The organism is Klebsiella terrigena (genome assembly GCF_012029655.1).
Classification (GTDB): Bacteria; Pseudomonadota; Gammaproteobacteria; order Enterobacterales; family Enterobacteriaceae; genus Klebsiella; species Klebsiella terrigena.
Genome location: NZ_CP050508.1, coordinates 2,469,507 through 2,492,834 on the forward strand (window position 1 = coordinate 2,469,507; position 23,328 = coordinate 2,492,834).

Below are 23,328 nucleotides of genomic sequence, written 5' to 3' on the forward strand. Positions count from 1 at the left end.
TTAACTGTCTCTATATCTTTTGAGTTCATCATAATCTGCTTGACTTAATTTTATCACAACTTCGCACTTATTGTCAGTGAGAATTACAGGTTTGTTAGAGTTTTCATCTCCAATAGCTCCACGCATTATTTTCAACTTAAAATTGTTATCGTTATCAGCCACTTCAATTGTAAGTGCACTCTCTGCAGCTTTAGGGGTGGGTTCAAATTGAGGGTCAATCTGGAAACCATTTATATTAACAAAATCGACAAATGTGCCCCTGCATTCATGTGTATCAATAAGGCACTGGTCAATTATTTTAGAAATATCTTCAATCTTAACGGATTTATTTCCGCTTTTATCTTTTGATTTTTTATCTAATAAGCCTTTGACTTCGTTGTCAATCATATCACGCAGTACACGACCAAGTGAGTTTTTGTTAGCAAAAATATCTATAGCGCTAAATAATTGTTGAATACTTCTTTTGTTGTCTGAATCATGTCGGCAACCTAATGATTCTTTGAAAAAATCGCTTTTAGATTTGCCTTGCAAGAAATGGACATATGAGTCTCCTTTGTTTTCTGGATAGCTAGCTTCAAATAAAGTTAAATCGAACATTGCAGCCTGTCGTAAAGCATCGGTATTTATTGGATTTAGTCTTGTTGGAGTCAATTTATCCGAATCAAAATCATAGGCGCTTTGTTTATCAACCATTACAATTAGAAGTCTACCCAAATCCTCTGGCTCAGCTGACCTGTAGTGGATGAAAACAACACACCCCCCCTGAAGTTGGGCAACTCTCGATTCGTTATTAGCATTATACTTGAGCTTGTCGATTATGGTTTTGGATAACTCAGTGAATTCATTGTTTTTATTAATGTATTTTTTTAGAATTATTGGGATTGAGAAGGGGGTGCTATCTGAATCAAGAAAATTATGGAATTTGTTTTTTCGGCTAAATTTTTTCTCTATCCTGGTTATGAATTCAGATGCGACTTCATTTTTTAGATCCCAAACTTCGCCTAATCGATAATCAAATACTCTTGAATCGTTTTTTTCGAGATTTGCTGTAACAGCACCAATAGGAAAATATGATTGTTTGTCCAGCACTACAACATGGGGGGTGGCTCCGCATTTATCACAAGCTACTGTGGGGTCGTCAAGAACATTGCCACATTCTAAACAAGTAATATCCATTATATATCCCGAATTATAAGAATAAATTAATATGGTTAAAAATTTTATCAAAACCCTAACGCGTACGCAAAAACTATCGTACTCTGTTAGGGGTGGTCACTTCGACACACCGCCTAATCTTCTAAATCCTGTCAGAAATGGCGGTATTTTGCTTTCCGGCGATACGACAGGGATGCTCGCGAGATGCAATGCATCAGTACCCCTGTCATAGCGTCGTACGGCAATCTATAAAAGCTGACTTTAGTTACAGCAAATCAATGTATTGACGAGCTCGCACTATCCCAGCTAATTTGAGCATGTGGTGAATCCCCCTATGCGGAGGGGCGGAAACAGCTTAAATGGAATCCTTATGATTCACTCGGACCGCAAGCCATGGTTGCTGACCAAAGGCTTACTGAGAGGCACTCAGCACCACACCCCAATTTAAGCCCACGTTAACTCGTGGGCTTTTCTATTTCAGGCTCACGGGAATCATCCTCGACGCGTGTTGTTGTTATTCCAGCCCGTGAGCTTGACCCCTTTCTAAAACACAGCGCCATCCGTATATCGGAGGTGAGAGACTATGAAAATGCCTGACAAAATCTTCTCGGCGGCCTCGTACTGCACGTCAGGCGGCCTGATATGTACCGGACTGGCGAAAACCTATGACTGGTTTCATGGGCTGGACTGGAATTTTATTGCTCTGGCAAGCGGCGTGATAATTGGCGTCGCTACCTACCTGACTAATCTCTACTTCAAGCGCCGCTGGACGAAGATGTATCAGCAGTCTCTCGATCGTGGCTATGGCGGCCCACCTCCACAGGATAATTAAGATGGCTAACCTGAAGACAAAACTCAGCGCGGCCATGCTGGCGCTGATTGCCGCTGGCGCCTCAGCTCCAGTACTGATGGATCAGTTTCTGAACGAGAAAGAGGGTAACAGCCTGACGTCATACCGTGATGGTTCCGGCTTCTGGACGATTTGTCGGGGGGCAACCCGCATTGACGGTAAACCCGTGACGAAAGGCATGAAGTTAACCCAGGCCAAATGCGGACAAGTAAACGCCATCGAGCGCAACAAGGCACTGACGTGGGTCGACCAGAACATCAAAGTTCCGTTGACCCCGCCGCAGAAAGTCGGTATCGCTAGCTTCTGTCCGTACAACATTGGTCCCGGAAAATGTTTCCCCTCAACGTTCTATCAGCGCATTAACGCCGGCGACCGAAAAGGTGCATGCGAGGCTATTCGCTGGTGGATTAAAGACGGTGGCCGCGACTGCCGCCTGACAAAAGGGCAGGCCACCGGCTGTTATGGCCAGGTCGAACGGCGAGACCAGGAAAGCGCGTTGACGTGCTGGGGATTGGATCAATGAGCCGCTTAACCGCCATTTTCAGCGCAGTAGTAATTTTGCTGCTTTGCTGTGTTTTCTCATGGCGAGCCGGCTGGAGCTCTCATGCTGACCATATCAACGCTCAGGCAGCGAAGAAGAAAGAGAAGGCCGAAAAAGCTATTCAGCCGGTAGAGCAAAAGGCCGCTTCCGCCTCAGAAGAGGGCAAGGTCATCTACCGAACCATAACCCGCGACGTGGTGAAATATGTCCAGTCTCCGAATCGTACTGTGTGCAGGTTTGACGATGATGCTGTGCAGCTGCGCCAGCGTGCCATCGACGCTGCCAACGCCATCTCCGGATTTGATGAACCCTCCTTGCAAGGGAAGTGACGCCGGCAAAGACAGCGACGAAGACCTGCAATCTGATATCGAAACAGCCCAGTGTCTTCGGCAACTCCGGTTAGATAAATATCGCTGGCAAGCCTACTATCGGGCGATAAGCCAGTAGCAGGACTACATCCGCAAGCAGTGTCTGAAGTAGGGATTACAGAGCCATGTCAAAGCGGCTCACCAATCGTCACCGCTTCCTACCGCCATTTATTCTTACGAAAATCCTTACGAAAGGTTGAATGCTCTCGGCGTCTGCCACGCACATGAGCAACGAGGAAGTATACAGCAAGAACCAAAAACACTACTGAGATTCCCAGCGTGATTATGTCAGTCATTGGATTACTCCTAGGTGGCTTACGATAATTCCTACTACGTATTGCATTAATGTGATGTGTGTCAATGTTTATTTGAGATGTTGCGGCGGTCTCCCGCACGCAGTTTCCGAGGTGACGATGCTCATTCTCTTCATTCTCCTGTCGATATGGCTCTGTCGACTACCGGAGAGGCCGGCCTTGCTAGCAGTCAGTCCATATATCTCTACGCTGGCCCACTCAACCGAGTATCCAGCACGCAGTAAGGGGCTGCGCTGAGATAAGAGCCGCTACAAGAAATCGCCTCGCAATAGCGGGGCTTTTTACTAACCGAGGAATTCCAATGACTGTACGTGCAAAATTTCAATGTAACAGCATCAACAAATCGCCAGACAACTCTACTGCTGTCGTTAATATGATGGCGGTAACGACCGGCAGTGCGGAGAACGAAACCTGGTCGAAGTATACCCCTAGCGGTCAACTGCAGATGGTCATCTCTAACCCCGCAGCGGTAGAACAGTTTGAGCAGGGTAAAGAGTATTTCATAGATATCACCCCGGCCGAGTAGGGCATTACAGAGCCACCTTGCGAGTTGGCTCGATAATGTTCTCCACATCGTACAGAGGGTACCGGTTTAAATCTTGAAAGTGGACAGTAGTTTCGTTTACCTGGACTGAAGCCTAAGTGCCGATCAAGCTTCAGGAGAACAGTTAATCAGTTACTTAATAGGTTTACTTTCAGAGGGAAGGAAAATGTTTCCGCAGTAGGGACAGATTAACGTTACATCATTTTTTATTCTCGATAGGGTGTATGTTGACTGGCGAGAACAGTGAGGGCAGGTGCTTTTTAAAGGTCTGAGTGTACGTATCTTGTCTTTGAGCGTCGACATGGCGTTTGTCCTTAGTGAGTGATTGCTAACCATACACTATAGGACAGGGGATAGCTCACTTTATAACCTCCCTAGCCCTGTGGTTACTTGCTTTTTGTGCGAGGGATATGGCAACAAATGACTAAAGCTAATTTCGTTAGGAAAAAGCTATTACCGAAACGCTGCACCAGCTCAATTGTAAGTAAACCATCCAACGGATTTTTAACGGTTTTCACTGAGTGACTGTGATAATGTCCAAACAACATCAGGGGCCGTCACATGATCTCATGCGATGAAGTTTAGGACCATGGAAGGTCAAATTTACGGATTTTCGCAAAAAAATGACTATTCACAGTGATATCGAGGCATATTTCTTACTTCTACTCAGCATGTGGCCAGTGTTGATAACTTTGTGTATCGCAATGTCTTTAGCTTTTTACGGTGTGTTAATGCGTAAAACTTCAATTATTTTCATAGTGCTTGCAATGGCTATTGGTGTATTGGGCTGGTTCTATACGTGACTGAGCCAGTAAGGTTTCGAATAAATAAACAAAGACCAAGGTCGCTGATGCGGCTTTTTTATTGGCCATACAGGAGCCATTCCAAAAATAAGAAAACATGAGATTGTTAAGGGTATTGCTTTGTCTTATGTTTAAGGCGTCAAGTTAACCTAAAGGAACAATTATCATGTCTAAACGTCGCACTCTCAAAACTGCACTGGCGGCGGTTATTTCACTTGCTGTGCTTGCTGCTCCTGTTTACGCAAACCCAGGTAATGGTAATGGCGGAGGTGGGCATGGTAACAGCGGCGGCGGTGGCAATCATGGCAATAGTGGCAACCACGGGAATAGCGGAGACCACGGGGACAAAGCTCAGGGGAACGGTAAGTCAGGTGATGAACATGGAAATCGTAAAAATTACGGTAAGCCAGACCATGTAGACTCAGACATCAGCTTCTCTCGAGCACGTTCTTTGGCGGTGAACTACGGGTTGGTTGGTTATCAGGCTTTGCCGCCGGGGATTGCTAAGAACTTAGTGCGTGGCAAGCCGTTACCTCCAGGGATTGCAAAGAAAACGCTTCCAGCATCGATGATCAACGACCTGCCATATTATCCTGGTTATGAATGGCGAGCAGTTGGTGATGATTTGGTATTAGTCGCATTAAGTACGGCTATCGTTACTTCAGTAATCAACGGTGTTTTTGACTAAAATATCTATGATAAACGCGCCCTGCCGGGCTATTTAATGTCATCACAAAGGCCACCTCCGGGTGGCTTTTTTAATGGTATTACAGAAGGTACTACGAATAGTGACTTCGGTAATGCTCCCCACATCGCACGAGGTAAGAAATGGCAGAAATCACCGCAGAAGAACAAATTCGCCTTAATCTGCTTTCCGTCCTGAACTACGACACAGCAGCCGCTGCTAAGGCGATTGCATTCGTACAGGACAGTCAGTTGAAGTATCAGATTTTCATCCAACAGTACAACCGGGTTGTAACCGAATCGGAAGTGGTAGCTAAGACCATCAAAGCGATTCAGGAAGCGACTGAAGCGCTGGCGCTGTTTGATACCGCTGCCGATCAGTCCAGTTGAGGCATTACAGCAGGCACTCAGTGAATGCCTGTGATAATGTCCGATTACAATAGGGGCAGTTACATATTCTCATGTGATGAAGTGTAAGAGCTATGGAAGGTTAGATTTTCGGATTTTTGGGGTAAATATGATTATTCACAGCAACATCGAGGCTTACTTATTGCTTTTACTCAGCATGTGGCCAGTTTTGATAGTTCTGTGTGCCGGGATGTCATTTGCATTTTTCGGTGTGTTAATGAGGAAAACAGCAATCACGTTTATCATCATTGCAATTGTTGTTGGTGTGTTGGGCTGGTTCTATACATGACTGAGCCAGTAAGGTTTGAAAAATATACAAAGACCAAGGTCGCGGATGCGGCCTTTTTTATTGGCATTACAGAAGCCATTCCGAAGAGTGGCTTCGATAATGTAGCATTAAGATTACTGATTCTCAGTAATCAGACTTGGCGAGAGAGGTTCCGCTGAAAAAACCTGATTTCCGTTCATCTTTAACGAACCATTCGCAATAATATTGACCTCTTTCATCATCAAAGTAGCTTACGGTCATCAGTGGTCCACCAGACTTTAGTTGGACAACAGTGCCATCTTCCAATTTTTCAGACATTTAGTCCTCCATATCAAAATAATGCATGATCATAACTTACAAATTAGTGTTTCGCTGTCACTAGTACCCCATTGATTTGCATAACCAATATGTACTGACAACTTCATAAAGGCTAGGGATATTTATGGCAAAACCGGACTGGGGCGAGCTTCAGCAACGGTTCCTGTCCGATCATGCCGTAACCGGCGTATCACCGAAGGATTGGTGTGAAGCGCAGGGACTGAACTACGCTACCGCCCGTCGATATATCAAAAAGCCTTCTGCGCAAACTGCGCAAAAACCTGCGCGGAAGAAATTGCGCACTGCGCAAAAGGAAAAGTGCGCAGAAGAGCTGGTGTACGATGACGATCTTACTGCTCAGCAGCGCCTATTTGTCGCGGAATACCTGAAGGATGGCAACGCCACACAGGCAGCCATTCGCGCCGGGTACAGTAAAAAGACCGCAGAACAAATCGGTTATCAGCTGCTTCAGAAAACTTCAGTTGCGCAGGCCATTGCGCAGCAGCAGAAAGCGTCCATTGTGCGCACGCTCGGCAGCGCCGATGAAGTGCTCGAACAGATGTGGCAGCTTGCCACCTTCGATGCCAATCAGCTTTCACAATATCGCCGCGGAAGTTGTCGTTACTGCTGGGGCTTCGGTCACCAGTATCAATGGCGCGATGCAGTCGAGTATGAAGAGAAGCGACTCGAAGCGCTTGAGCGCAAAAGACGCGAGCCTCTCGACGTTGGCGGTTACGGCTATGACCACACCAGCGCGCCTAATCCTGAATGCCCTCGTTGCAATGGTGACGGCATCGGCCAGCCATTCTTCGCTGATACGCGCAAACTGGCGCCGGATGCCGCGCTTGCCTATTCCGGCGTGAAGCTCGGGAAAAATGGCGTAGAGATAACCGCCATCAGCCGCGAGCGCATGTACGAAGCGGTTATGAAACGCCTCGGCCTGGCTGACAGTGAATTTGCTCAGCGTCTGCAACAGATTGAAATCGAGCGCCGGCAGCTGGAGGTCGAAAAATTACGGAAAGAGCTCGCAGCTGATCCGGAAGATGACGAACCAACGCCGGTAGCGATCAATATCAACGTCGTGGATGCAAGAGTGAGGGAAGAGGATGGCTATAGCACCGACGCTTAACATCCCTCAGGCCCGCTTTCTCGCGATGCAGAAAAAATTCAGAGCATTTGTCAGTGGGTTCGGTAGCGGGAAAACCTGGGTGGGATGCAGTTCCATATGTAGGGGGATGTGGGAGCACCCTAAAATCAACCAGGGCTATTTTGCACCAACGTATCCCCAGATCCGCGACATATTTTATCCCACGGTTGAAGAGGTGGCCTTTGACTGGGGCCTGAATGTCAAAATCAACGAAGGTAATAAAGAGGTTCATTTCTACGCTGGGCGTCAGTATCGCGGAACGACAATCTGCCGCTCAATGGAGAAGCCGCACACCATCGTTGGTTTTAAAATCGGTAATGCGCTGATTGATGAACTGGACGTGATGCCCGCCAAAAAGGCAGAGTTAGCCTGGCGGAAAATCATTGCCCGTATGCGCTATAACATAGCCGGATTACGGAACGGGATAGATGTCACCACGACGCCTGAAGGATTTAAGTTCGTCTATCAACAGTTCGTCAAAGCGATCCGCGAAGACCCGGAGCTCGCAACTCTGTATGGACTGGTGCAGGCTTCAACATTCGATAACGAAAAAAAACTGCCAGATGACTATATTCCTTCTCTTCTGGCGAGTTATCCGCCTGAGTTGATTAAAGCGTACCTGCGCGGCCAGTTTACCAACCTGACCAGCGGGACGATTTACCACCAGTTCGACCGCAAGCTGAATAACTGCAAAGAAGAAGAGCAGCCGGGTGAGCCGCTTTATATCGGTATGGATTTCAACGTGGGGAAAATGGCCGGGATTGTTCACGTTCTCCGCCTCGGGCTTCCCTGTGCCGTAACGGAAATCATCAAGGCTTACGACACCCCGGACATCATTCGCATCATCAAAGAGCGGTTCTGGCTGTATGACGGCCATGACTACCTAAAGGTGCGGGAAATCTACATTTACCCAGACGCCTCTGGCGATTCCCGAAAATCAGCTCATGCCAGCACTACGGACATTGCCCAGCTTAAGCAGGCTGGTTTCAACGTGATCGTGAACAATTCAAACCCGCCGGTAAAAGACCGTATCAATTCGATGAATGCCATGTTCTGTAACGGCAACGGCGAGCGTCGCTACAAAGTAAATGTGAAGCGGTGTCCGGTCTATACGGAATCGCTTGAGCAGCAGGTATGGGGTGAAAACGGCGAGCCAGATAAAAAAGCCGATAACGATCACCCCAACGATGCCGGCGGCTACTTTATCGTGAAACAGTTCCCGATCATTAAACCGACAGGCAAATCAACACCACTTCGGATGTAAAACCATGCCAGATATTTCAACACCCAATCTCGATTACAACGACATGATAGAGGCGTGGGATATCAACGATGCGTTGATGGGCGGCACGCTCGAAATGCGTCGCCAGGGTGCGACGTATCTCCCCAAGTGGCCTAACGAGGACCCCGACAGCCACAAAGAGCGTTTAGCAACAGCAACGTTACTTCCGGCATATGAGGAAGCCATCAAACAGAATATCGGGAGGGTGTTTGCTGAGCCGACAGTGTTGAGTGAGGACACGCCTGAACACATACAGGAGCTGGCACCCGATATTGATATGGAAGGGAACCGGCTCGATGTCTGGGCGCAGCAATTTTTCAGCATCGGATTTCAATACGGTCTGGCGCATGCGCTGGTGGATTTCCCGAAAGTTGACCCGGAGACGGTAAAAACCAAAGCCGACGAAAAAGCCGCAGGATCCCGCCCGTATGCCACGATGCTCAATCCCCGCCAGGTTATCGGCTGGAAGTCGAAAGTGGTCAAAGGGAAGGTGGTTCTGACCGACTTGCGTATTAAAGAGGTGATCGTTGTCGATGGCGAAGATTACGGGCAGACAAAGGTGGAGCAAATTCGCCATATCATGCCCCGCAAAGTCGAAATTTATCGCCGTAACAAGGGGGATAACGGCGAAAGTCAGTGGCAACTTCACGACGAGTGGGAAACCAGCCGTGATGATATTCCCCTGGTGACGCTCTACACGAAACGAACAGGATTTATGCGCGGCTCTCCACCGCTGCTAAACCTGGCATTGCTGAACATCAAGCACTGGCAGAGCCAGAGCGAGCAAGACAACATCCTGCATGTCGCGCGTGTTCCGCTGCTGGTGGCTTACGGTTTGGCTGACGGAGAAGCGTTAACCATCGGATCTTCTACTGCGACCCGTTTCGACGATCGCGAGCGGCAGGGCCTTGAGTATGTTGAGCATACCGGCGCGGCCATTAGCGCCGGGAAAACCTCACTGGAAGACCTGGAAAACCAGATGCGTCAGGCCGGTGCCAAGTTGCTGCGCGCCGAAAACACCTCAACCAAATCTGATGACCAGACGCATGAAGAGCACATGCAGGAGAATTCACCTCTTTATACGATGGCAAGCTCACTGGAAGACGCGCTCGATAACATCCTGCAGATCATGGCGGAATGGCTGGACGAAAAAGAGGGCGGTAATGTTGATGTGCGTACCGAGCTGGATGTTTCGGCACAGACATTCGACTCTGCGGCCGCGACGGCGGTTCAGTCACTTCGGCAGGGTGGAGATATTCGCCAGATTGATGCGGTTCGCGTGCTTCAGGCGCTGAAATTCATCGACCCGGACGCGAAACCGGAAGAAGTGATCGACGAACTGAGGAACCAGCAGGTGACGCTGGCCGGCGGCCTGAATAATCCAGGTGGTTGAGATGGCAACGGCGAATGAAAAACTCAGTGACGAAAGCCTGGCTCACGCGATTTGGGTGAGTCAGTACAGCACCGGCGTCGCGAACAGAATGATAAAAATCCTGAATGACAGCGATGCAGAGCTGACGGCCAGGCTGCTGGTGGCAATGGAGACCCTCGATGCGGAAAGTTTCACGGTGTCGAGGCTGGAATCTCTTCTGGTCAGCGTCAGGGCGCTAAATCGTGATGTGGTTCAGTCGATGAGTGAAAGCCTTGCCGGTGAGCTGCAGGAGTTGGCGCATCATGAGGCAGGATTTCAGTTAAGTCTCTTCCAGTTTGCGATCCCTGATGATGTGCTGGCGCTTCATCCGCTGGTGGGCATTTCCCCGGACGCCGTTTATGCCGCGGCAATGGCCCGACCGTTTCAGGGGCGGTTACTAAGCGAGTGGGCCAGCAGCCTTGAAGCCGACCGTATGACACGCATCACCAATACCGTCAGGCAGGGCTTCCTGCTGGGCGATACAACGGAGCAGATTGCGCGTAAGGTTCGCGGCCATGCTAACCGTGGCTACCAGGACGGCGCGCTGCAAATGAGCCGGTCAAACGCCGGCAGTATTGCCAAAACAGCTGTAGGGCATCTGGCGGCAACTGCGCGCCAGAGTTTTGCGACGGCGAACGACGACATTCTGAAGGGCAAGCAGTGGCTATCCACTTTGGATAACCGGACATCAAAAGATTGCCGGATTCGTGACCGCCTCAAATACACCCTGGATGGTAAACCCATCGGCCACAAAATCCCCTACCTGCAGGGGCCGGGGAAAATTCACTTTTGCTGTCGCAGCGTCGAAACGTACATCCTCAAATCGGCGGACGAGCTCGGTATTGCCGTAGGTCAAATATCAGATAGCTCCCGCGCTAGCATGGATGGTCAGGTGCCTGCGGATACCGATTATCAGGGCTGGTTCTCGCGACAATCATTCACGCGGCAGTCCCAGATTGTTGGCGTGACGCGCGCCAGGCTGATTCGTGATGGCGGCATGACTCCTGATGAGTTTTACAGCGACAAAGGCGAATGGTTGACGCTTGACCAGCTACGTAACCGTGACACACAAGCGTTTAAAGATGGCAGAATGTGATAGGGTAAATTCGTGGTGAATGTAGGATGCTGACCTGCGCGCCAAAGCGTCCCGTGAGAAACGGGCAAGCCGGAAACCAGATTCACTTCGGTGAATCCCTGCCGAACGTTTTATCGTTTGCCGTGGCAGCACCGGCCGCCACACTTATTCTGTCTCATTCAGGGGGCTATTAAGCATGAAGATTTTTTTAAGGGGCGGGCCAAGAGATGGTGAGTCCGTGCCCGCTCACACCGATGACTACGGTGTACCATTCGAACGAGTTCAATTCCCTCAGCCTGTTTCTGATGCATCCCCAATGTTTGACAATGGTTTTGATGCCTATGATCTCGAACAGGGTATCCTGGTATATACGCTCGAAAAGATAGTAATAGACGGAAAACTGCATCACTACGAATATCACTATCAAGGTCGTTAAGGCGGCCTTTTTTAATATCTGAAATTCACCACAGGCTGCCTCCGGGCGGCCTTTTTTTATTGCCGCAATCCGGATGGTGAGCGGTGCAACGGTCGGATGACCATGAAAAGGTACCAACATGAAACTGAAGACAGCAGAAGTAAACGGCAAGCAGTATGCAGAAATTGACGCGAACGGTCTGCCCGTCTATGTCCACGACGACGGCCAGGAGGTCGGTTTTGATGCCGTCCAGGCGGTGGGGAAAATTTCAGCCCTGAATGGTGAGGCAAAATCTCATCGTGAAGCCAAAGAAGCTGCCGAAGCCAACCTGGCTAAATTTGCCAAAATCGGTGACCCGACTAAGGCTCTCGAAGCGCTCGACATGATGACTAAAATCGACCAGAAAAAGCTGATCGAAGCCGGTGCCGTTGACCAGGTGAAAGCGGATATCACCAAATCGTTCCAGACTCAGCTTGATGAGGCGAACCAACGCGGCGACAAACTGGAATCGCAACTCTATCAAGAAATGATCGGCGGCCGGTTCTCTGGTTCGAAATTTATTGCCGATAAAGTGGCGATCCCGTCGGACATGCTGCAGGCCCGCTTTGGTCAGTCCTTCAAAGTTGAGGATGGCAAAGTCGTTGCCTATGACGGCTCGGGTAACAAAATTTATTCCCGCTCTAAGCCGGGCGAGTTGGCGGCCTTTGATGAGGCGCTGGAATTCCTGGTAGAGCAGTACCCGCAGAAAGACCACATCCTGAAGTCCAGCGGGAATCAGGGTGGTGGCTCTCGCCAGTCTCAACATGCACTCGGGCAGAAAACGATGAAACGCGATGCGTTCTCCAGTCTGAGCCCGGTGGAGCAGCAATCGACCCTCAAAGACGGTATTACCGTCGTCGATTAATTCTTTTGCCAGTCACCGGATGGCGGCTGGTGCCAGAGCTGGATAGCTCAACAACCCTAAATTTTAATCTCCAAGGAAACCATGCACATGGCTAACACGCTTACCGGGTTGATCCCGACTATCTTTACGGCTCTGGATACCGTATCTCGCGAGCAGGTCGGTTTTATCCCGGCCGTATCGCGCAATGCCAAAGCTGATGCGGCGGCGAAAGACCAGACAGTAACCGCTCCTGTTGCGCCAGCGGCAACTACTGTCGATATTACGCCAGGAGCCACGGCGCCGAATGACGGCGACCAGACGATCGGCACCGTTGATGTCAAAATCACTAAATCCAAAATGGCTCCGGTCAAATGGAATGGTGAGGAACAACTGGCACTGGGGCCTGCGGGTTCATACAACACCATCCTGGCGGATCAGTTCAAGCAGGCGTTCCGTGCGCTGGCAAATGAGATGGACGCGGATCTTGCAGCTCTGTACTTCGCTTCCTCCCGTGCTGTTGGAACAGCTGGTACAGCTCCGTTCGGGGTCGCTGGTGATTTGTCTGATGCGGCAAATGCGCGTCAGGTCTTGTCCGATAACGGCTCCCCGACTACGGATCTGCAAATGGTCCTCGGCTCATCGGCTATCGCTAACCTCCGCGGTAAACAGTCTGTCCTGTTCAAAGTGAACGAGTCTGGGACTGATGCGCTGCTGCGTGAGGGGATCGTGGGGCGTCTGGAAGGTTTCAACATCCACGAATCTGCACATGTTAAGAAACGTACTGCATCTCAGGCTGCCGGGTATCTGGTGAATGGTGCAAAAGCTGAAGGCGAAATCCTGATTGCGATTGATACCGGGACTGGTGCTTTTGGCGCCGGTGACATCGTGACGTTTGCCGGCGACAGCAACAAATACCTGGTTGCTGCCGCGACCGCCACGACCATCACCCTGGCAGCTCCGGGCTTACGTCAGGCGCTGGCCGATAATGCCGCTATTACTGCTGGTGGTTCCTACACCGCAAATATGGCATTTGACCGCAATGCGTTCCTGCTGGCGGCTCGTACCCCGGCGATGCCGCAGGGCGGGGATACTGCTGATGACGTAATGAACGTTACCGACCCGGTATCCGGTATCACTTACCAGGTTGCGCTCTACCGTCAGTACCGCCAGGTGCGTTACGAAGTTGGTCTGTCCTGGGGCGTTGCAGCGGTGAAAACTGAGCATTCTGTTCTGCTGCTTGGTTAACAATTATGGGGCTTCGGCCCCTTTCTTTTTTCTGGGGTAATTATGGCTGGATTAACCAAAGAACAGCGCGCAGAACGCGCTGCAGGAAAACTGGCAACCGCACTGGTTGATACCAATACTCATGCACCGCAGGCACCGCAGGCACCGCAGGCACCGCAGGCACCGCAGGCACCGCAGGCACCGCAGGCACCGCAGGCACCGCAGGCACCGCAGGCACCGCAGGCACCGCAGGCACCGCAGGCACCGCAACTGGTGGTGATGGTTACCAATTTCATGGCATTCCCCGGCGCGCCGACCACCGCAGACGTTCATCCTGACGAAGTGGAAAACTGGAAGGCGCACGGCTGGAAAGAAACGGAGTGATGCATGATTACGTTCATCACCGTAGAAGTCGTCGATTCGATTCTCGGCGCCACCTGGACGGATGAAAGCAAAAAAGCCAAATCTGTGCTGATGGCTAATACCTGGATGAATGGCCTCAATCTGAAACTGCCATGCAATAAGGCAACTCACGAAACCATCATTCCTGACGATGTGAAACAGGCTGGCGCCTATGCGGCGCTGGCGGCGGCAAATGGCGGGCTGTATCAGCAGAAAACTGATTCGGGGGTGTTGCTGAGTAAGACCGTTGACGCTGACGACGTTTCTGTTTCCAAAACCTTCGCAGAACTCGCTACCAACAGCTCTGCATTGCTCGATTCTGATCTGCAGCTGGCTCTGGCCATGCTTAAGCCATACGGTGTTAATCAGTCGCAGGTGCGGGTGGTAAGGGGGTGATATGCAAAATCCTGATGTGCATTATGCCGGTGATGGGCTCGGCCCTCGCGATGTGTTTGTGAATGGAAACCCGATCAATTATGTCGTTTACGCGAACCTGGTAAAGGGGGTTGTTGAGTTTGCACCTCATCCATTGCGGGCTAAACGAAATGGTGAAATCTATACCCGTAGGCTTCGCGGTTCTGTGATCGTTAAATTCCGTCATAGCGGTGGTGAATGCGATGGGTATACGTGATGAGTTGCAGGGAGAAGTCGCCGCAGCATTCGATACCGACCTGCAGGATGCGGTTAAGGCGTTCACCGGCAGTTACACCGTTCGCGGTGCATGGGATCCGGTAACGGAAACCGGTAGCGAAACGGTGGTGGCCTATTCAGGGCGCGGTGTTCTGGCGCGGTACAAACTCCGCCGTATCGATGGCGTTAACATTCTTCACGGTGACCTTAAATTAACCGCCCTGGTTAACGAGGTGAACGATAAGCCGGCAGTCGGGCATTTCATCATGGCACCGGACCCGATTACCAAGGCGCTACAGCGCTATGAAGTTATAACGGCCGCTGCCGATTCCGCCGCGGCTGCGTACTCCATTCAACTGCGGAGGGCGTGATATGGCTAAGGGCTGGAGTATCGACCCGGCGACGTTTGCCGGGCTGGTGGCCGAGGATATCAAGCTTCGCCAGCGAACTATCGCCATTCAACTGCTGAATGAAATCGTGCAACGGTCGCCGGTAGGGAACCCTGAGCTGTGGGCCATTAATGCCACCGCAGTCCAGTACAACAAAGCGGTGGGCGAGTGGAACGAATCCCTGTATGCCGATCCTGCCAACCTGACGAAAACCGGGCGGCTCAGGAAGAAAGTGCAGGTTAATGATGGGATGGATATTAAACGTCCCGCCGGTTACCGCGCTGGCACCTTCAGGGCGTCACATTTCGTGAGTATTGGCGTCCCGGATTATTCGGTACCAGCCGAACCTGACACGCGAGGAACGATGACGTTTCTCAACGGCAAAAACATTATTGACCAGGCGCCGGCCTACTCGGTGATTTATATCCAGTCAAACCTCCCGTACTCCGTGCCTCTGGAGAACGGTCACTCAACACAGGCGCCTACTGGTGTCTATGCCGTCTCGTTTAATGGTGTGATTCAGGCCTACAAATGACCCTCACAGAAATTAGAAATGCTGTCATTTCCCGAATGGCGGCGCAAACCGCTATTGCCTCTGATGCGGTGGATTATCCCAATGGCCCGGTATTCGACCCCAGCGGTCGCAGCATCTGGGCCCGTCTAACCAACATATCAGGGCAGGCAGGTGCAACCGAAATCGGGGCGGGTCCAGTCGTTCACAGGACCGGCGTACTCATTATCCAGCTCTTCGTCCCTGTAGGCTCAGGCACGCTTCTGACTACCCAGACGGCGGACAAATTAACCGAGCTTTTCGAGTTTCAGGACGACGGAAGGCTGAGTTATTTCGCCGTCTCAGCTGTGCCCGCCGGTGAAACCGATGGCTGGTCACAGCTAAATCTTCAAATCCCTTATCGCGCTCTGTAGCGCACAAAAAAACAGGAGGCTCCTGTGAGCTCAGGTGCAAAAGTAGTATCCGCGGTAATTCGCGAGACAACCCCCGGCATCACGCCTACTGCGGGCTCATGGAGTCTGCTACGTCGCACCTCGTTTGGTGTGAAACCAACGCAGAACACCAATGATAACGACGAAATCGGCGGCGACCGCATGGCGCAGGGCGTGTCCCGCGGTACGGTAGATGTCGGCGGCGATGTCGGCACGAGGTTTCGCTGGAATCAGCACGATGATTTCCTTGCCAGCTGCTTCGGCGCTGAATGGATAAACAACGTGCTGACTATGGGCAACGGGCGAATCACTTTTTCAGTGGCTACCTATGCCGGCGACGTGGGGATCGCTCAGATTGCCCGCGGCTGCCAGGTCGGTACTTTCCAGATGGAAATCCCGGGCGACGGGGACATTACCTCGACCATCACGTTTGCCGGTCTGGACTGGGAAACGAAAGGGGATGACACCAGCTATTTCACCACGCCAGTGGATACCGCCGGCGCGCTGCGATATTCATTCAAGGAGGTCACAAATATTAGGCTGAATGGTGTTGATGGCGGTACCGGCTTCTGCGTCGATACCTTCAATATCCAGTTCAACAACAACATGCAGGTGCAGCGCTGCGTCGGCACTGGTTCGGCGTTCGCCGGCGCCAACATACAAACGACTTTTACGCCCTCCGGGCAGGTTACTCTTTCGTGGTCAAAAGCAGCCTGGGAGGTCTATAAAAAAACCTTCACCGGCGAAACGGTGCCGTTCAGCTTCACCCTGGAAAATGCTGAAGGAAAATATACCTTCGATTTTCCTGAGGTTCAGATATCCGGCGACTGGCCGGACGCTGGCAATACCGATATCGTTCAGGTTCAGCTCGATATCACGGCAGCCAATACGCCGCCGACGATCACCCGCTTTCCTACCGTACCGGCAACGGCCATTAGCGTAGCGCCGGCGACGTCCTCCGGTGCTATTGGCTCCACTGTGAACCTTACCGCCACTTTAACCCCGGCGGACTCCAGTGACACCGTTGTATGGAGCTCTTCGGATCCGGCGATTGCCAGCGTGGTTTCAACCGGCCAGAAAACAGCGCAAGTTACGCGTAATGCTGCCGGTACCGCGACTATAACCGGCAAAGCACGGACCTTTACCGCAACCTCAGTAATTACCGTCACGGCCCCTTAATTTCCCTGACCCGTTCCGCTGAGTATCGCGGTTCGGGCTTTTTCATGGAGTTTTTATGCTGATCATTACCCCGAAAATTGACCTCAACGGTGAGCGCTGGTTTTTTCCATACAAAAAGCCTGAGGACAGCAAAAGGAAATACACCCCTGAGGAAGAGTCGTTGTTTAAACTCCGCCTGCTGGTGGCCAGTAGCGAGAATCCTCAATATCGATCACGTAACGCACTCGTTCGCCGTCATATCGATAAAATGGACGCCGGTTATCAGGTCGGTACCAAGAATTTTGATCTCGCGTCCGTCAGCGACATCGATTCAGTTGATGATCTGCTAATCGATAACTGTGCCCGCTATTTGCTGAAAGGGTGGGAAGGCGTCGGCGAGCTGGTGGATGGTGTGGAGGTTGCGATCGACTATACACCGGAACTCGGGGCCGTCATGCTGAAACAGCACCCGGCGCTATACTGGCTGATACTGGCTGAGGCCGCAAACATTGCTCAGGGTAAAGAGCAGCAAACTCAGGAGACCGTGGGAAAGCCTTAGAGGCGCAGAAATGGTTAAGTGAGTTTGCTGGGGAAAGGGGAGATAAGGCTAAGTGGAAACGCGAAAAACTTGGCTTACCTGCCATCCCCGAACCTGAGATCGACGGTGTAACAGCAGAAGTTCTTAACGCCTACGCCATCATATCCCGATCGCGGCAATACGTCGGCATGGCTGGCGTGCCGCTGCCGCTTTCGTTGGGCGATATTGAGCGCTACCTGGCTTCGCGCGCTGTCCTGATTGACCGTACAGAGTTCGATGCTGCGATAATGGCGCTGGACGATGCCTGGCGAGATGTCTGGGCTGTAGAGCAGAAGCGGCAGAGCAAAATCAAATAGTCGTAGCATTGCCCGGCATAGTTCGTGTGTTAGGATGTTTCCGATTGCAATCTAAAGGAAACAAATAATGAAAAAAATAGTAATGGTAGCTTTTGTTGTTCTTCTGGGTGGTTGTGCCACAAAGCAATATCCGCAGGCTCCGGCAGTAACAGGGGAGGAATCAGCTGCATTAGATTGCACCGCGATTAAGCAGGAAATTGCCAAAACTCACAGTATCCAGAGTGAGATCGAGACTACGGGGCAATTTGACGGTCGTACGGTACTTGGAGCCTTGGGGGATTTCGGTATTGGTAATGGCATGGCTAAAAGTGAAGCGCGTAAAAAGGCTCAAGCCCGCCTTCAGCAACTTGAATCTATTAAAGCTGTCAAATGCTCAGATAACAGTGTTTCAGGTTAATTTCGGTCGCCACCTCCGGGTGGCTATTTGCTGATGGGAGTAGGGATGTGGAAATACTGATCATTTGCGCAATCATCGGGTGCATTCCGGCAGCTATAGCTAGTAGTAAAGGGAGGTCGTTCTTTGTTTGGTGGGTATACGGAGCGTTACTTTTCATAGTTGCTCTGATTCATTCACTAGTAATAAAGAAGGATATAAGAGCGTTTGAGAAATCCCAGTTAGATGAAGGCTTGGTGAAATGTCCGTTCTGCGCAGAAATTATCAAGCCTGAAGCGATTAAGTGCAAGCATTGCGGGAGCGACGTTACCCCTTCGAAGACAATAGTTTGCGCTGACGATACTGAGGCCAGTGATAGGCTGGCTGACGTCAATATAAAGTTGATAGCAGGGATTGTGCTGACGGTCTTTGCGGCGATTATCGGCGCAATAATGTTTTACCGTCAATGAATTAAAAGCCTAACAGTTTCAAAAGCTCAAACCTCGCTTCGGCGGGGTTTTTTATTGCCCGGAGAAAGGTAAATGACTGAACAAACATCCCGCCTTGCGATCGTTCTTGATAGCTCCGGGGCAGAGAAGCAGGCAGACAGCCTAACTGTAGCGCTTGATAAAATGACCCAATCTGGTGATAAGGCTGTAACCAGCATATTCAAAGTGACAAAAGCGACTGACGAGGAAAAAGATGCTCTCAATAAATTACGAGCAGCCATTGATCCGGTTGGTGCTGCAATTGATACCGTAGGTCGCCGCTATAGTGAGCTGAAAAAATACTTCGATAAGGGACTAATTGACGAGGAAGAGTTTCGTTCGCTGTCTAAGATGCTGAATGACACCACTGAGGAATTAAGCGGGGTGGCTCAGGCTCAGCGTGAAGCAGAGAAGGCTGGAAAATTAGCAGCCGCTCAACAAGAGGCTCAGTCTCAGGCATTTCAGCGCATGCTGGATAAAATCGATCCTCTGTCAGCAGCGCTTCGTAATCTCGAACAGCAGCAAAGTGAACTGAACACGTCTCTCGAATCAGGAAAAATTAACTCTGCTCAATACGATTCTTACAGTAAAAAACTGCAGGAGACTCGACGGGAAGTTACTGGGGCTGCCCAGGCCGAACGTGACGCAGCAAAAGCACACGATGAGCAGGTTGCTGCCCTACGTCGGCTTGAGGCGCAGATTGATCCCGTAGGGGAAGCATTTCGACGTCTGAACGAACAGCAACGACAATTGGATAGTGCGAAAGCATCCGGGATGTTGTCACCACTGGCATACGATCGCCTGAACAGCAAACTTTCGGAGTCCCGTGATGCGTTGGAGAAAACCCAGACGCAACTGGGTAGGACGGGACAGTCTGCCGCTCAGACTGCCAACGCTATGCGCATGATCCCCGCTCAGATGACGGATATCGTAGTCGGCCTGTCAACCGGTCAAAGCCCGTTCATGGTGCTCATGCAGCAGGGCGGCCAACTGAAAGATATGTTCGGCGGCATTGGACCGGCGATTAAAGGTGTTGGCGGCTACGTCACTGGGCTGATCAATCCTTTCACTTTGGCTGCTGCGGCTGTAGGTGTATTGGGCCTGGCGTATTACAAAGGCTCCCAAGAACAGGATGAGTTTTATAAGTCTCTCACCATGACCGGTAATCAGGTCGGCAAAACATCCGGTCAACTGGCCGATATGGCTGCCCGCGTTGGCGTGACTACCGACTCAACTACCGGAGCTGCGGCTTCAGTCCTTAACCAACTTGTATCTGCCGGGAAAGTGGCTGGAGATTCACTGGAGCGCGTGACTACTGCCGTCGTTAAAATCAGTGATGCAACGGGTATCGCCACTGAAAAGCTTGTGGGTGACTTCAACGATATTGCTTCTGACCCGGTAGCAGCCATCACTAAACTAAACGATGAGTACCACTTTCTTACACTGGCAACGTACAACCAGATTAAAGCCCTGCAGGACGAGGGAAATCAGCAGGAGGCCGCTCGTGTCGCGACTGATGCCTACGCCAACACCATGCAGCAACGGGCAAGTGACATTCATGAAAATTTAGGTCTTCTTGAAAGCGCGTGGGACTCTTTGGGTAAAACCGCGAAAGGTGCCTGGGATGCCATGCTTAATGTCGGACGTGAGCAAACCCTCGCCGATAAGCTAGCCACCTTAAACGAAAATATCGCTGAAGCGCAGAAAGGACAGGCTGAAGGTGGGTTCTGGAATGGGTTTAATGCTCGATTTAGCAACCTTCCTGAAATGCTCAAGCAAAGGGACGCCATTCAGTCGCAAATCACAGCTGAAGATACGCTAAATGGAATATTGTCAGACCACGACAAAGCAGAACAGAAGCGCATTAAAACTCAGCAGGAGGCGGACCGTGTTAATCAGCAATATCTCAGCAATGCAGATAAACGCAACCAAGCCATCAAGCAGCAGAGCGAGTTCCTGAAGGCTGGCGCAATCACGGCGGAGCAATACGCTAAAAACGTTTCCCGCATTAACGAGATGTATAAAGACCCAAAAGCACCAAAAACGCCAAAGGGTAAATCCTACTCCGAGGACGCTGCAACCCGACTCCTTGACCAGATAAACCAGCAGACTGCCGCTATGCAGTCGCAGCTAGACGCCGGCGACAAGCTGAACAGCGCGACGCAGGCACGGTTTAAGTTCGAACAGCAGATCGCTGACCTCAAATCTAAAACGCAGCTCACAGCCGACCAGAAGTCGATCCTTTCCCGTTCTGATGAAATTTTGCAGGCCTATAAGCAGCAGGAGGCTCTGCAAAACTCTGTCAAGACGCTGGACGACTACCGGAAAATGCAGGAGCAGGTTAAGTCTAAGGATGAACAGACTAACGATCTGCTTAAAACCCGCCTTGAGCTTCTGGAGAAGGCAAAAGCAACCGGGCGGCTGAAGCCCGGTGAATACGAAAAGACCCGCGCAGATATCTATCAAAACACCGATAACCAACTGCCATCTACAGTGCGTAGCGTTGTGGGCAATGCCACACCGACCGGCGGGCAACTGTCTGGCACATTTGGAGGGATGCAACAGCAATATAGCCAACTCGATCAGGCCCAAAAAGATTTGGACGCGTGGCTTGCTCGTCAGGAAGAGGCATATGTAAAGGCCAGTGTCATAACGGCCGAGGGTGAGGCCAGGATGCAAAAAACCCGTGCTGATGCTGCAAATGCTGCTGCGGTTATAGAAGCCCAGAAAAACGCCATCATTACCAGCACTACGCAAAGCATGATGGATAGCGGGTTGAGTATTCTGGCTAATGGTTTTGGTGAGCAATCAGGAATATACAAAGCTGCATTCGCGGCCAGTAAAGCTTATGCCATTGCACAATCTGTAGTGTCTATTAACGCTGGTATTGCACAGGCTGCAAATATGCCTTTCCCATCAAACCTGATAGCAATGGCATCGGTGGCAATGGAAACCGCAAGCATTGTTTCCAATATTAAAGCCGTTGCCGATACAGGCTTTGCTGCCGGTGGCTATACCGGTCCCGGTGGTAAATATCAGCCTGCTGGTGTCGTCCATAAGGGGGAATATATCTTTGATCAGGCATCCACGAACCGGATCGGGGTTTCAAACCTTGAAGCGCTACGAAACGGGCAACCGCTTGATGCAACCTTGGGGCGCTCTGGGTACGGTACAGGCGTGCAGAACGTCAGCAATAATCAGCAAACGACTGTAATCCAGCCTACCGTTACTGTGCCGCCAATAACCATTAACGGGAACCCGTCTGATGCGACTGTGATGCTTGTACAACGGGCCGCTCGCGATGGTGCCAAGCAAGGTTATCAGCAGGTAGCTAATGATCTCGCTAAAGGGGTTGGGCAGGTACATAAGGCGCTAACTGGTGGCTATAACACTGGCAGGAGGCAGGGATAATGCCTGATATCTACTACCCCCACGATTCCCTCCCCATGCCGCTTCAGGATGGGTACGGATTCCAGCCGATCAGCCCGTTAAAACGGACTCCGCTTACCACAGGTCGTTCGCGCCAGCGCCGGGGATATACCTCAACACCTACCGAAAATAATGTTGCATGGTTTATGGAAACGGATGCTCAGGGGCTGGCATTTGAATCCTGGTTCCGGGATACGCTTTCCGATGGTGCTGCGTGGTTCATGATGAAACTGCAAACCCCTGCAGGGGTTAAGTTCTACAAATGCCGTTTTAAGGATATCTATCAAGGGCCAGTGCTGGTGCCCCCGCTTTCCTGGCGGTATTCAGCGACGCTGGAGCTGTGGGAACGTCCTCTTATTCCGGTTCCGTGGGGGAATTATCCTGAGTGGATTATTGGCAGCTCATTACTCGATATCGCGCTTAATAGGGAGTGGCCTAAACATGACGATTCTTAATCGGCTTTATGCCAGTAGTGGCTCTGAGGTCATCATTGAAACCCTGCAAATTAATATTGGTTCTACAGTCTATTTTTTCTGTAAGGGTTATGAGGATATAACAGCAACGGTTGAAAATGGTGATGTGCTTACCTTTTCTGCTGCGGGCATTGATATCGCCCTACCAGCTAGAAATAGTGACGGCACCCAGGATTTGCAGTTTGCTATCAGTAATATCGATGGCGAGGTGAGTACTGCTATTCGTAAAGCCCTCGCAAATCTTGAAATCGGCTCGCTGACATATCGGCAGTATGTTTCCACTGACCTGAGTGCGCCGGCGACTGTGCCATACACCCTGGCGATCAAATCGGGCTCCTGGACGGCAATACAGGCGCAAATCACCGCCGGCTACATGAATGTGCTCGATACCGCATGGCCCCGTTTCCGCTACACGCTGAATGAATTCCCCGGTTTACGCTACATGAGTTGAGGTCCCTCA

30 protein-coding genes are annotated in these 23,328 nt (G+C 50.9%); 27 read left to right on the forward strand and 3 right to left on the reverse strand.

The window, feature by feature from the left end; all coding sequences use genetic code 11:
- A complete protein-coding gene (locus HCK03_RS11645) occupies nt 1-1,176 on the reverse strand; it encodes a nucleoid-associated protein (RefSeq protein ID WP_115192529.1) in 1,176 nt (391 codons plus the stop codon).
- 562 nt (nt 1,177-1,738) lie between these two features.
- On the opposite strand from HCK03_RS11645, the gene HCK03_RS11650 reads away from it, so the two are divergent.
- The 4 genes from HCK03_RS11650 to HCK03_RS11665 all read left to right on the forward strand — a co-directional run bounded on the left by HCK03_RS11650 (nt 1,739) and on the right by HCK03_RS11665 (nt 3,754).
- On the forward strand, nt 1,739-1,987 hold the full coding sequence (locus HCK03_RS11650; RefSeq protein WP_076946740.1) for a phage holin: 249 nt from the start codon (nt 1,739-1,741) through the stop codon (nt 1,985-1,987).
- 1 nt (nt 1,988) lies between these two features.
- Nucleotides 1,989-2,528, forward strand: coding sequence for a lysozyme (locus HCK03_RS11655; RefSeq protein WP_115192530.1), 540 nt, complete (start codon nt 1,989-1,991; stop codon nt 2,526-2,528).
- Entirely contained in the window at nt 2,525-2,875 is a 351-nt protein-coding gene (locus tag HCK03_RS11660; protein WP_076946742.1) for a hypothetical protein, read from the forward strand. The genes HCK03_RS11655 and HCK03_RS11660 overlap by 4 nt, the downstream gene beginning before the upstream one ends.
- A gap of 654 nt (nt 2,876-3,529) precedes the next feature.
- A complete protein-coding gene (locus HCK03_RS11665) occupies nt 3,530-3,754 on the forward strand; it encodes a hypothetical protein (protein ID WP_167691606.1) in 225 nt (74 codons plus the stop codon).
- Between the two features lie 150 nt (nt 3,755-3,904).
- Here the strand turns inward: HCK03_RS11665 and HCK03_RS26610 are convergent, their stop codons facing one another.
- The gene (locus HCK03_RS26610; protein WP_404680224.1) at nt 3,905-4,108 is read right to left on the reverse strand and encodes a YnfU family zinc-binding protein; all 204 of its coding nucleotides are present in this window, start codon (nt 4,106-4,108) and stop codon (nt 3,905-3,907) included.
- A gap of 633 nt (nt 4,109-4,741) precedes the next feature.
- Here HCK03_RS26610 and HCK03_RS11670 point away from each other — a divergent pair.
- Together HCK03_RS11670 and HCK03_RS11675 are read left to right on the forward strand one after the other, a co-directional pair.
- On the forward strand, nt 4,742-5,263 hold the full coding sequence (locus tag HCK03_RS11670) for an anti-virulence regulator CigR family protein (protein WP_115192532.1): 522 nt from the start codon (nt 4,742-4,744) through the stop codon (nt 5,261-5,263).
- Nucleotides 5,264-5,403: 140 nt separating this feature from the next.
- The gene (locus tag HCK03_RS11675; protein WP_167691607.1) at nt 5,404-5,649 is read left to right on the forward strand and encodes a DUF2560 family protein; all 246 of its coding nucleotides are present in this window, start codon (nt 5,404-5,406) and stop codon (nt 5,647-5,649) included.
- Between the two features lie 430 nt (nt 5,650-6,079).
- Here the strand turns inward: HCK03_RS11675 and HCK03_RS11680 are convergent, their stop codons facing one another.
- Nucleotides 6,080-6,253, reverse strand: a complete 174-nt coding sequence (locus HCK03_RS11680) for a YodC family protein (RefSeq protein WP_167691608.1) — start codon at nt 6,251-6,253, stop codon at nt 6,080-6,082.
- 124 nt (nt 6,254-6,377) lie between these two features.
- On the opposite strand from HCK03_RS11680, the gene HCK03_RS11685 reads away from it, so the two are divergent.
- From HCK03_RS11685 to HCK03_RS11785, 21 genes are all read left to right on the forward strand, one after another.
- Complete coding sequence (locus tag HCK03_RS11685; RefSeq protein WP_167691609.1) at nt 6,378-7,382, forward strand: terminase small subunit; 1,005 nt, start codon at nt 6,378-6,380, stop codon at nt 7,380-7,382.
- Complete coding sequence (locus HCK03_RS11690) at nt 7,360-8,664, forward strand: terminase large subunit domain-containing protein (protein WP_167691610.1); 1,305 nt, start codon at nt 7,360-7,362, stop codon at nt 8,662-8,664. The genes HCK03_RS11685 and HCK03_RS11690 overlap by 23 nt, the downstream gene beginning before the upstream one ends.
- A 4-nt stretch (nt 8,665-8,668) precedes the next feature.
- Nucleotides 8,669-10,075 (forward strand): DUF4055 domain-containing protein, encoded by a 1,407-nt coding sequence (locus HCK03_RS11695; protein ID WP_167691611.1) that lies wholly within the window; start codon nt 8,669-8,671, stop codon nt 10,073-10,075.
- A gap of 1 nt (nt 10,076) precedes the next feature.
- Nucleotides 10,077-11,189 (forward strand): phage minor head protein, encoded by a 1,113-nt coding sequence (locus HCK03_RS11700; RefSeq protein WP_167691612.1) that lies wholly within the window; start codon nt 10,077-10,079, stop codon nt 11,187-11,189.
- A 175-nt stretch (nt 11,190-11,364) separates the two neighbouring features.
- On the forward strand, nt 11,365-11,604 hold the full coding sequence (locus tag HCK03_RS11705; protein ID WP_154145323.1) for a hypothetical protein: 240 nt from the start codon (nt 11,365-11,367) through the stop codon (nt 11,602-11,604).
- A 118-nt stretch (nt 11,605-11,722) separates the two neighbouring features.
- Complete coding sequence (locus tag HCK03_RS11710) at nt 11,723-12,487, forward strand: DUF6651 domain-containing protein (RefSeq protein WP_167691613.1); 765 nt, start codon at nt 11,723-11,725, stop codon at nt 12,485-12,487.
- An 87-nt stretch (nt 12,488-12,574) separates the two neighbouring features.
- Nucleotides 12,575-13,711: a P22 phage major capsid protein family protein gene (locus HCK03_RS11715; protein ID WP_167691614.1), complete on the forward strand. Its 1,137-nt coding sequence runs from the start codon at nt 12,575-12,577 to the stop codon at nt 13,709-13,711.
- Nucleotides 13,712-13,753: 42 nt separating this feature from the next.
- Complete coding sequence (locus HCK03_RS26345) at nt 13,754-14,074, forward strand: hypothetical protein (RefSeq protein WP_228283776.1); 321 nt, start codon at nt 13,754-13,756, stop codon at nt 14,072-14,074.
- 3 nt (nt 14,075-14,077) lie between these two features.
- Nucleotides 14,078-14,488: a protein singed gene (locus HCK03_RS11725; RefSeq protein ID WP_135184462.1), complete on the forward strand. Its 411-nt coding sequence runs from the start codon at nt 14,078-14,080 to the stop codon at nt 14,486-14,488.
- A gap of 1 nt (nt 14,489) precedes the next feature.
- On the forward strand, nt 14,490-14,723 hold the full coding sequence (locus tag HCK03_RS11730; RefSeq protein ID WP_076946755.1) for a hypothetical protein: 234 nt from the start codon (nt 14,490-14,492) through the stop codon (nt 14,721-14,723).
- Nucleotides 14,710-15,093, forward strand: a complete 384-nt coding sequence (locus tag HCK03_RS11735; RefSeq protein ID WP_076946756.1) for a glutamate 5-kinase — start codon at nt 14,710-14,712, stop codon at nt 15,091-15,093. The genes HCK03_RS11730 and HCK03_RS11735 overlap by 14 nt, the downstream gene beginning before the upstream one ends.
- A 1-nt stretch (nt 15,094) precedes the next feature.
- Complete coding sequence (locus HCK03_RS11740) at nt 15,095-15,646, forward strand: hypothetical protein (protein ID WP_132509908.1); 552 nt, start codon at nt 15,095-15,097, stop codon at nt 15,644-15,646.
- Nucleotides 15,643-16,035 carry a phage tail terminator-like protein gene (locus HCK03_RS11745; RefSeq protein WP_132509910.1) on the forward strand — a complete coding sequence of 131 codons (393 nt, stop codon included), beginning with the start codon at nt 15,643-15,645 and terminating at the stop codon, nt 16,033-16,035. The genes HCK03_RS11740 and HCK03_RS11745 overlap by 4 nt, the downstream gene beginning before the upstream one ends.
- 24 nt (nt 16,036-16,059) lie before the next feature.
- Nucleotides 16,060-17,232 (forward strand): phage tail tube protein, encoded by a 1,173-nt coding sequence (locus HCK03_RS11750; RefSeq protein WP_167691615.1) that lies wholly within the window; start codon nt 16,060-16,062, stop codon nt 17,230-17,232.
- Nucleotides 17,233-17,287: 55 nt separating this feature from the next.
- Nucleotides 17,288-17,770 carry a hypothetical protein gene (locus tag HCK03_RS11755; RefSeq protein WP_167691616.1) on the forward strand — a complete coding sequence of 161 codons (483 nt, stop codon included), beginning with the start codon at nt 17,288-17,290 and terminating at the stop codon, nt 17,768-17,770.
- 167 nt (nt 17,771-17,937) lie between these two features.
- The gene (locus HCK03_RS11760; RefSeq protein WP_228283777.1) at nt 17,938-18,105 is read left to right on the forward strand and encodes a hypothetical protein; all 168 of its coding nucleotides are present in this window, start codon (nt 17,938-17,940) and stop codon (nt 18,103-18,105) included.
- Nucleotides 18,106-18,172: 67 nt separating this feature from the next.
- Nucleotides 18,173-18,502 (forward strand): hypothetical protein, encoded by a 330-nt coding sequence (locus HCK03_RS11765; RefSeq protein ID WP_167691617.1) that lies wholly within the window; start codon nt 18,173-18,175, stop codon nt 18,500-18,502.
- A gap of 47 nt (nt 18,503-18,549) precedes the next feature.
- Nucleotides 18,550-18,948: a zinc ribbon domain-containing protein gene (locus tag HCK03_RS11770; RefSeq protein ID WP_167691618.1), complete on the forward strand. Its 399-nt coding sequence runs from the start codon at nt 18,550-18,552 to the stop codon at nt 18,946-18,948.
- A 72-nt stretch (nt 18,949-19,020) separates the two neighbouring features.
- Complete coding sequence (locus HCK03_RS11775; RefSeq protein ID WP_206110944.1) at nt 19,021-22,377, forward strand: phage tail length tape measure family protein; 3,357 nt, start codon at nt 19,021-19,023, stop codon at nt 22,375-22,377.
- Nucleotides 22,377-22,850, forward strand: coding sequence for a hypothetical protein (locus tag HCK03_RS11780; protein WP_143716488.1), 474 nt, complete (start codon nt 22,377-22,379; stop codon nt 22,848-22,850). Before HCK03_RS11775 ends, HCK03_RS11780 begins: the two co-directional genes overlap by 1 nt.
- Entirely contained in the window at nt 22,837-23,319 is a 483-nt protein-coding gene (locus tag HCK03_RS11785) for a DUF1833 family protein (protein ID WP_123552190.1), read from the forward strand. Before HCK03_RS11780 ends, HCK03_RS11785 begins: the two co-directional genes overlap by 14 nt.
- Nucleotides 23,320-23,328: the final 9 nt, after the last annotated feature.

Bases quoted from the DNA above. Each gene is read 5' to 3' on its own strand.
- HCK03_RS11645 (WP_115192529.1), bottom strand. From the start codon at position 1,176: ATGGATATTACTTGTTTAGAATGTGGCAATGTTCTTGACGACCCCACA.
- HCK03_RS11650 (WP_076946740.1), top strand. From the start codon at position 1,739: ATGAAAATGCCTGACAAAATCTTCTCGGCGGCCTCGTACTGCACGTCA.
- HCK03_RS11655 (WP_115192530.1), top strand. From the start codon at position 1,989: ATGGCTAACCTGAAGACAAAACTCAGCGCGGCCATGCTGGCGCTGATT.
- HCK03_RS11660 (WP_076946742.1), top strand. From the start codon at position 2,525: ATGAGCCGCTTAACCGCCATTTTCAGCGCAGTAGTAATTTTGCTGCTT.
- HCK03_RS11665 (WP_167691606.1), top strand. From the start codon at position 3,530: ATGACTGTACGTGCAAAATTTCAATGTAACAGCATCAACAAATCGCCA.
- HCK03_RS26610 (WP_404680224.1), bottom strand. From the start codon at position 4,108: ATGGTTAGCAATCACTCACTAAGGACAAACGCCATGTCGACGCTCAAA.
- HCK03_RS11670 (WP_115192532.1), top strand. From the start codon at position 4,742: ATGTCTAAACGTCGCACTCTCAAAACTGCACTGGCGGCGGTTATTTCA.
- HCK03_RS11675 (WP_167691607.1), top strand. From the start codon at position 5,404: ATGGCAGAAATCACCGCAGAAGAACAAATTCGCCTTAATCTGCTTTCC.
- HCK03_RS11680 (WP_167691608.1), bottom strand. From the start codon at position 6,253: ATGTCTGAAAAATTGGAAGATGGCACTGTTGTCCAACTAAAGTCTGGT.
- HCK03_RS11685 (WP_167691609.1), top strand. From the start codon at position 6,378: ATGGCAAAACCGGACTGGGGCGAGCTTCAGCAACGGTTCCTGTCCGAT.
- HCK03_RS11690 (WP_167691610.1), top strand. From the start codon at position 7,360: ATGGCTATAGCACCGACGCTTAACATCCCTCAGGCCCGCTTTCTCGCG.
- HCK03_RS11695 (WP_167691611.1), top strand. From the start codon at position 8,669: ATGCCAGATATTTCAACACCCAATCTCGATTACAACGACATGATAGAG.
- HCK03_RS11700 (WP_167691612.1), top strand. From the start codon at position 10,077: ATGGCAACGGCGAATGAAAAACTCAGTGACGAAAGCCTGGCTCACGCG.
- HCK03_RS11705 (WP_154145323.1), top strand. From the start codon at position 11,365: ATGAAGATTTTTTTAAGGGGCGGGCCAAGAGATGGTGAGTCCGTGCCC.
- HCK03_RS11710 (WP_167691613.1), top strand. From the start codon at position 11,723: ATGAAACTGAAGACAGCAGAAGTAAACGGCAAGCAGTATGCAGAAATT.
- HCK03_RS11715 (WP_167691614.1), top strand. From the start codon at position 12,575: ATGGCTAACACGCTTACCGGGTTGATCCCGACTATCTTTACGGCTCTG.
- HCK03_RS26345 (WP_228283776.1), top strand. From the start codon at position 13,754: ATGGCTGGATTAACCAAAGAACAGCGCGCAGAACGCGCTGCAGGAAAA.
- HCK03_RS11725 (WP_135184462.1), top strand. From the start codon at position 14,078: ATGATTACGTTCATCACCGTAGAAGTCGTCGATTCGATTCTCGGCGCC.
- HCK03_RS11730 (WP_076946755.1), top strand. From the start codon at position 14,490: ATGCAAAATCCTGATGTGCATTATGCCGGTGATGGGCTCGGCCCTCGC.
- HCK03_RS11735 (WP_076946756.1), top strand. From the start codon at position 14,710: ATGGGTATACGTGATGAGTTGCAGGGAGAAGTCGCCGCAGCATTCGAT.
- HCK03_RS11740 (WP_132509908.1), top strand. From the start codon at position 15,095: ATGGCTAAGGGCTGGAGTATCGACCCGGCGACGTTTGCCGGGCTGGTG.
- HCK03_RS11745 (WP_132509910.1), top strand. From the start codon at position 15,643: ATGACCCTCACAGAAATTAGAAATGCTGTCATTTCCCGAATGGCGGCG.
- HCK03_RS11755 (WP_167691616.1), top strand. From the start codon at position 17,288: ATGCTGATCATTACCCCGAAAATTGACCTCAACGGTGAGCGCTGGTTT.
- HCK03_RS11760 (WP_228283777.1), top strand. From the start codon at position 17,938: ATGGCTGGCGTGCCGCTGCCGCTTTCGTTGGGCGATATTGAGCGCTAC.
- HCK03_RS11765 (WP_167691617.1), top strand. From the start codon at position 18,173: ATGAAAAAAATAGTAATGGTAGCTTTTGTTGTTCTTCTGGGTGGTTGT.
- HCK03_RS11775 (WP_206110944.1), top strand. From the start codon at position 19,021: ATGACTGAACAAACATCCCGCCTTGCGATCGTTCTTGATAGCTCCGGG.
- HCK03_RS11780 (WP_143716488.1), top strand. From the start codon at position 22,377: ATGCCTGATATCTACTACCCCCACGATTCCCTCCCCATGCCGCTTCAG.
- HCK03_RS11785 (WP_123552190.1), top strand. From the start codon at position 22,837: ATGACGATTCTTAATCGGCTTTATGCCAGTAGTGGCTCTGAGGTCATC.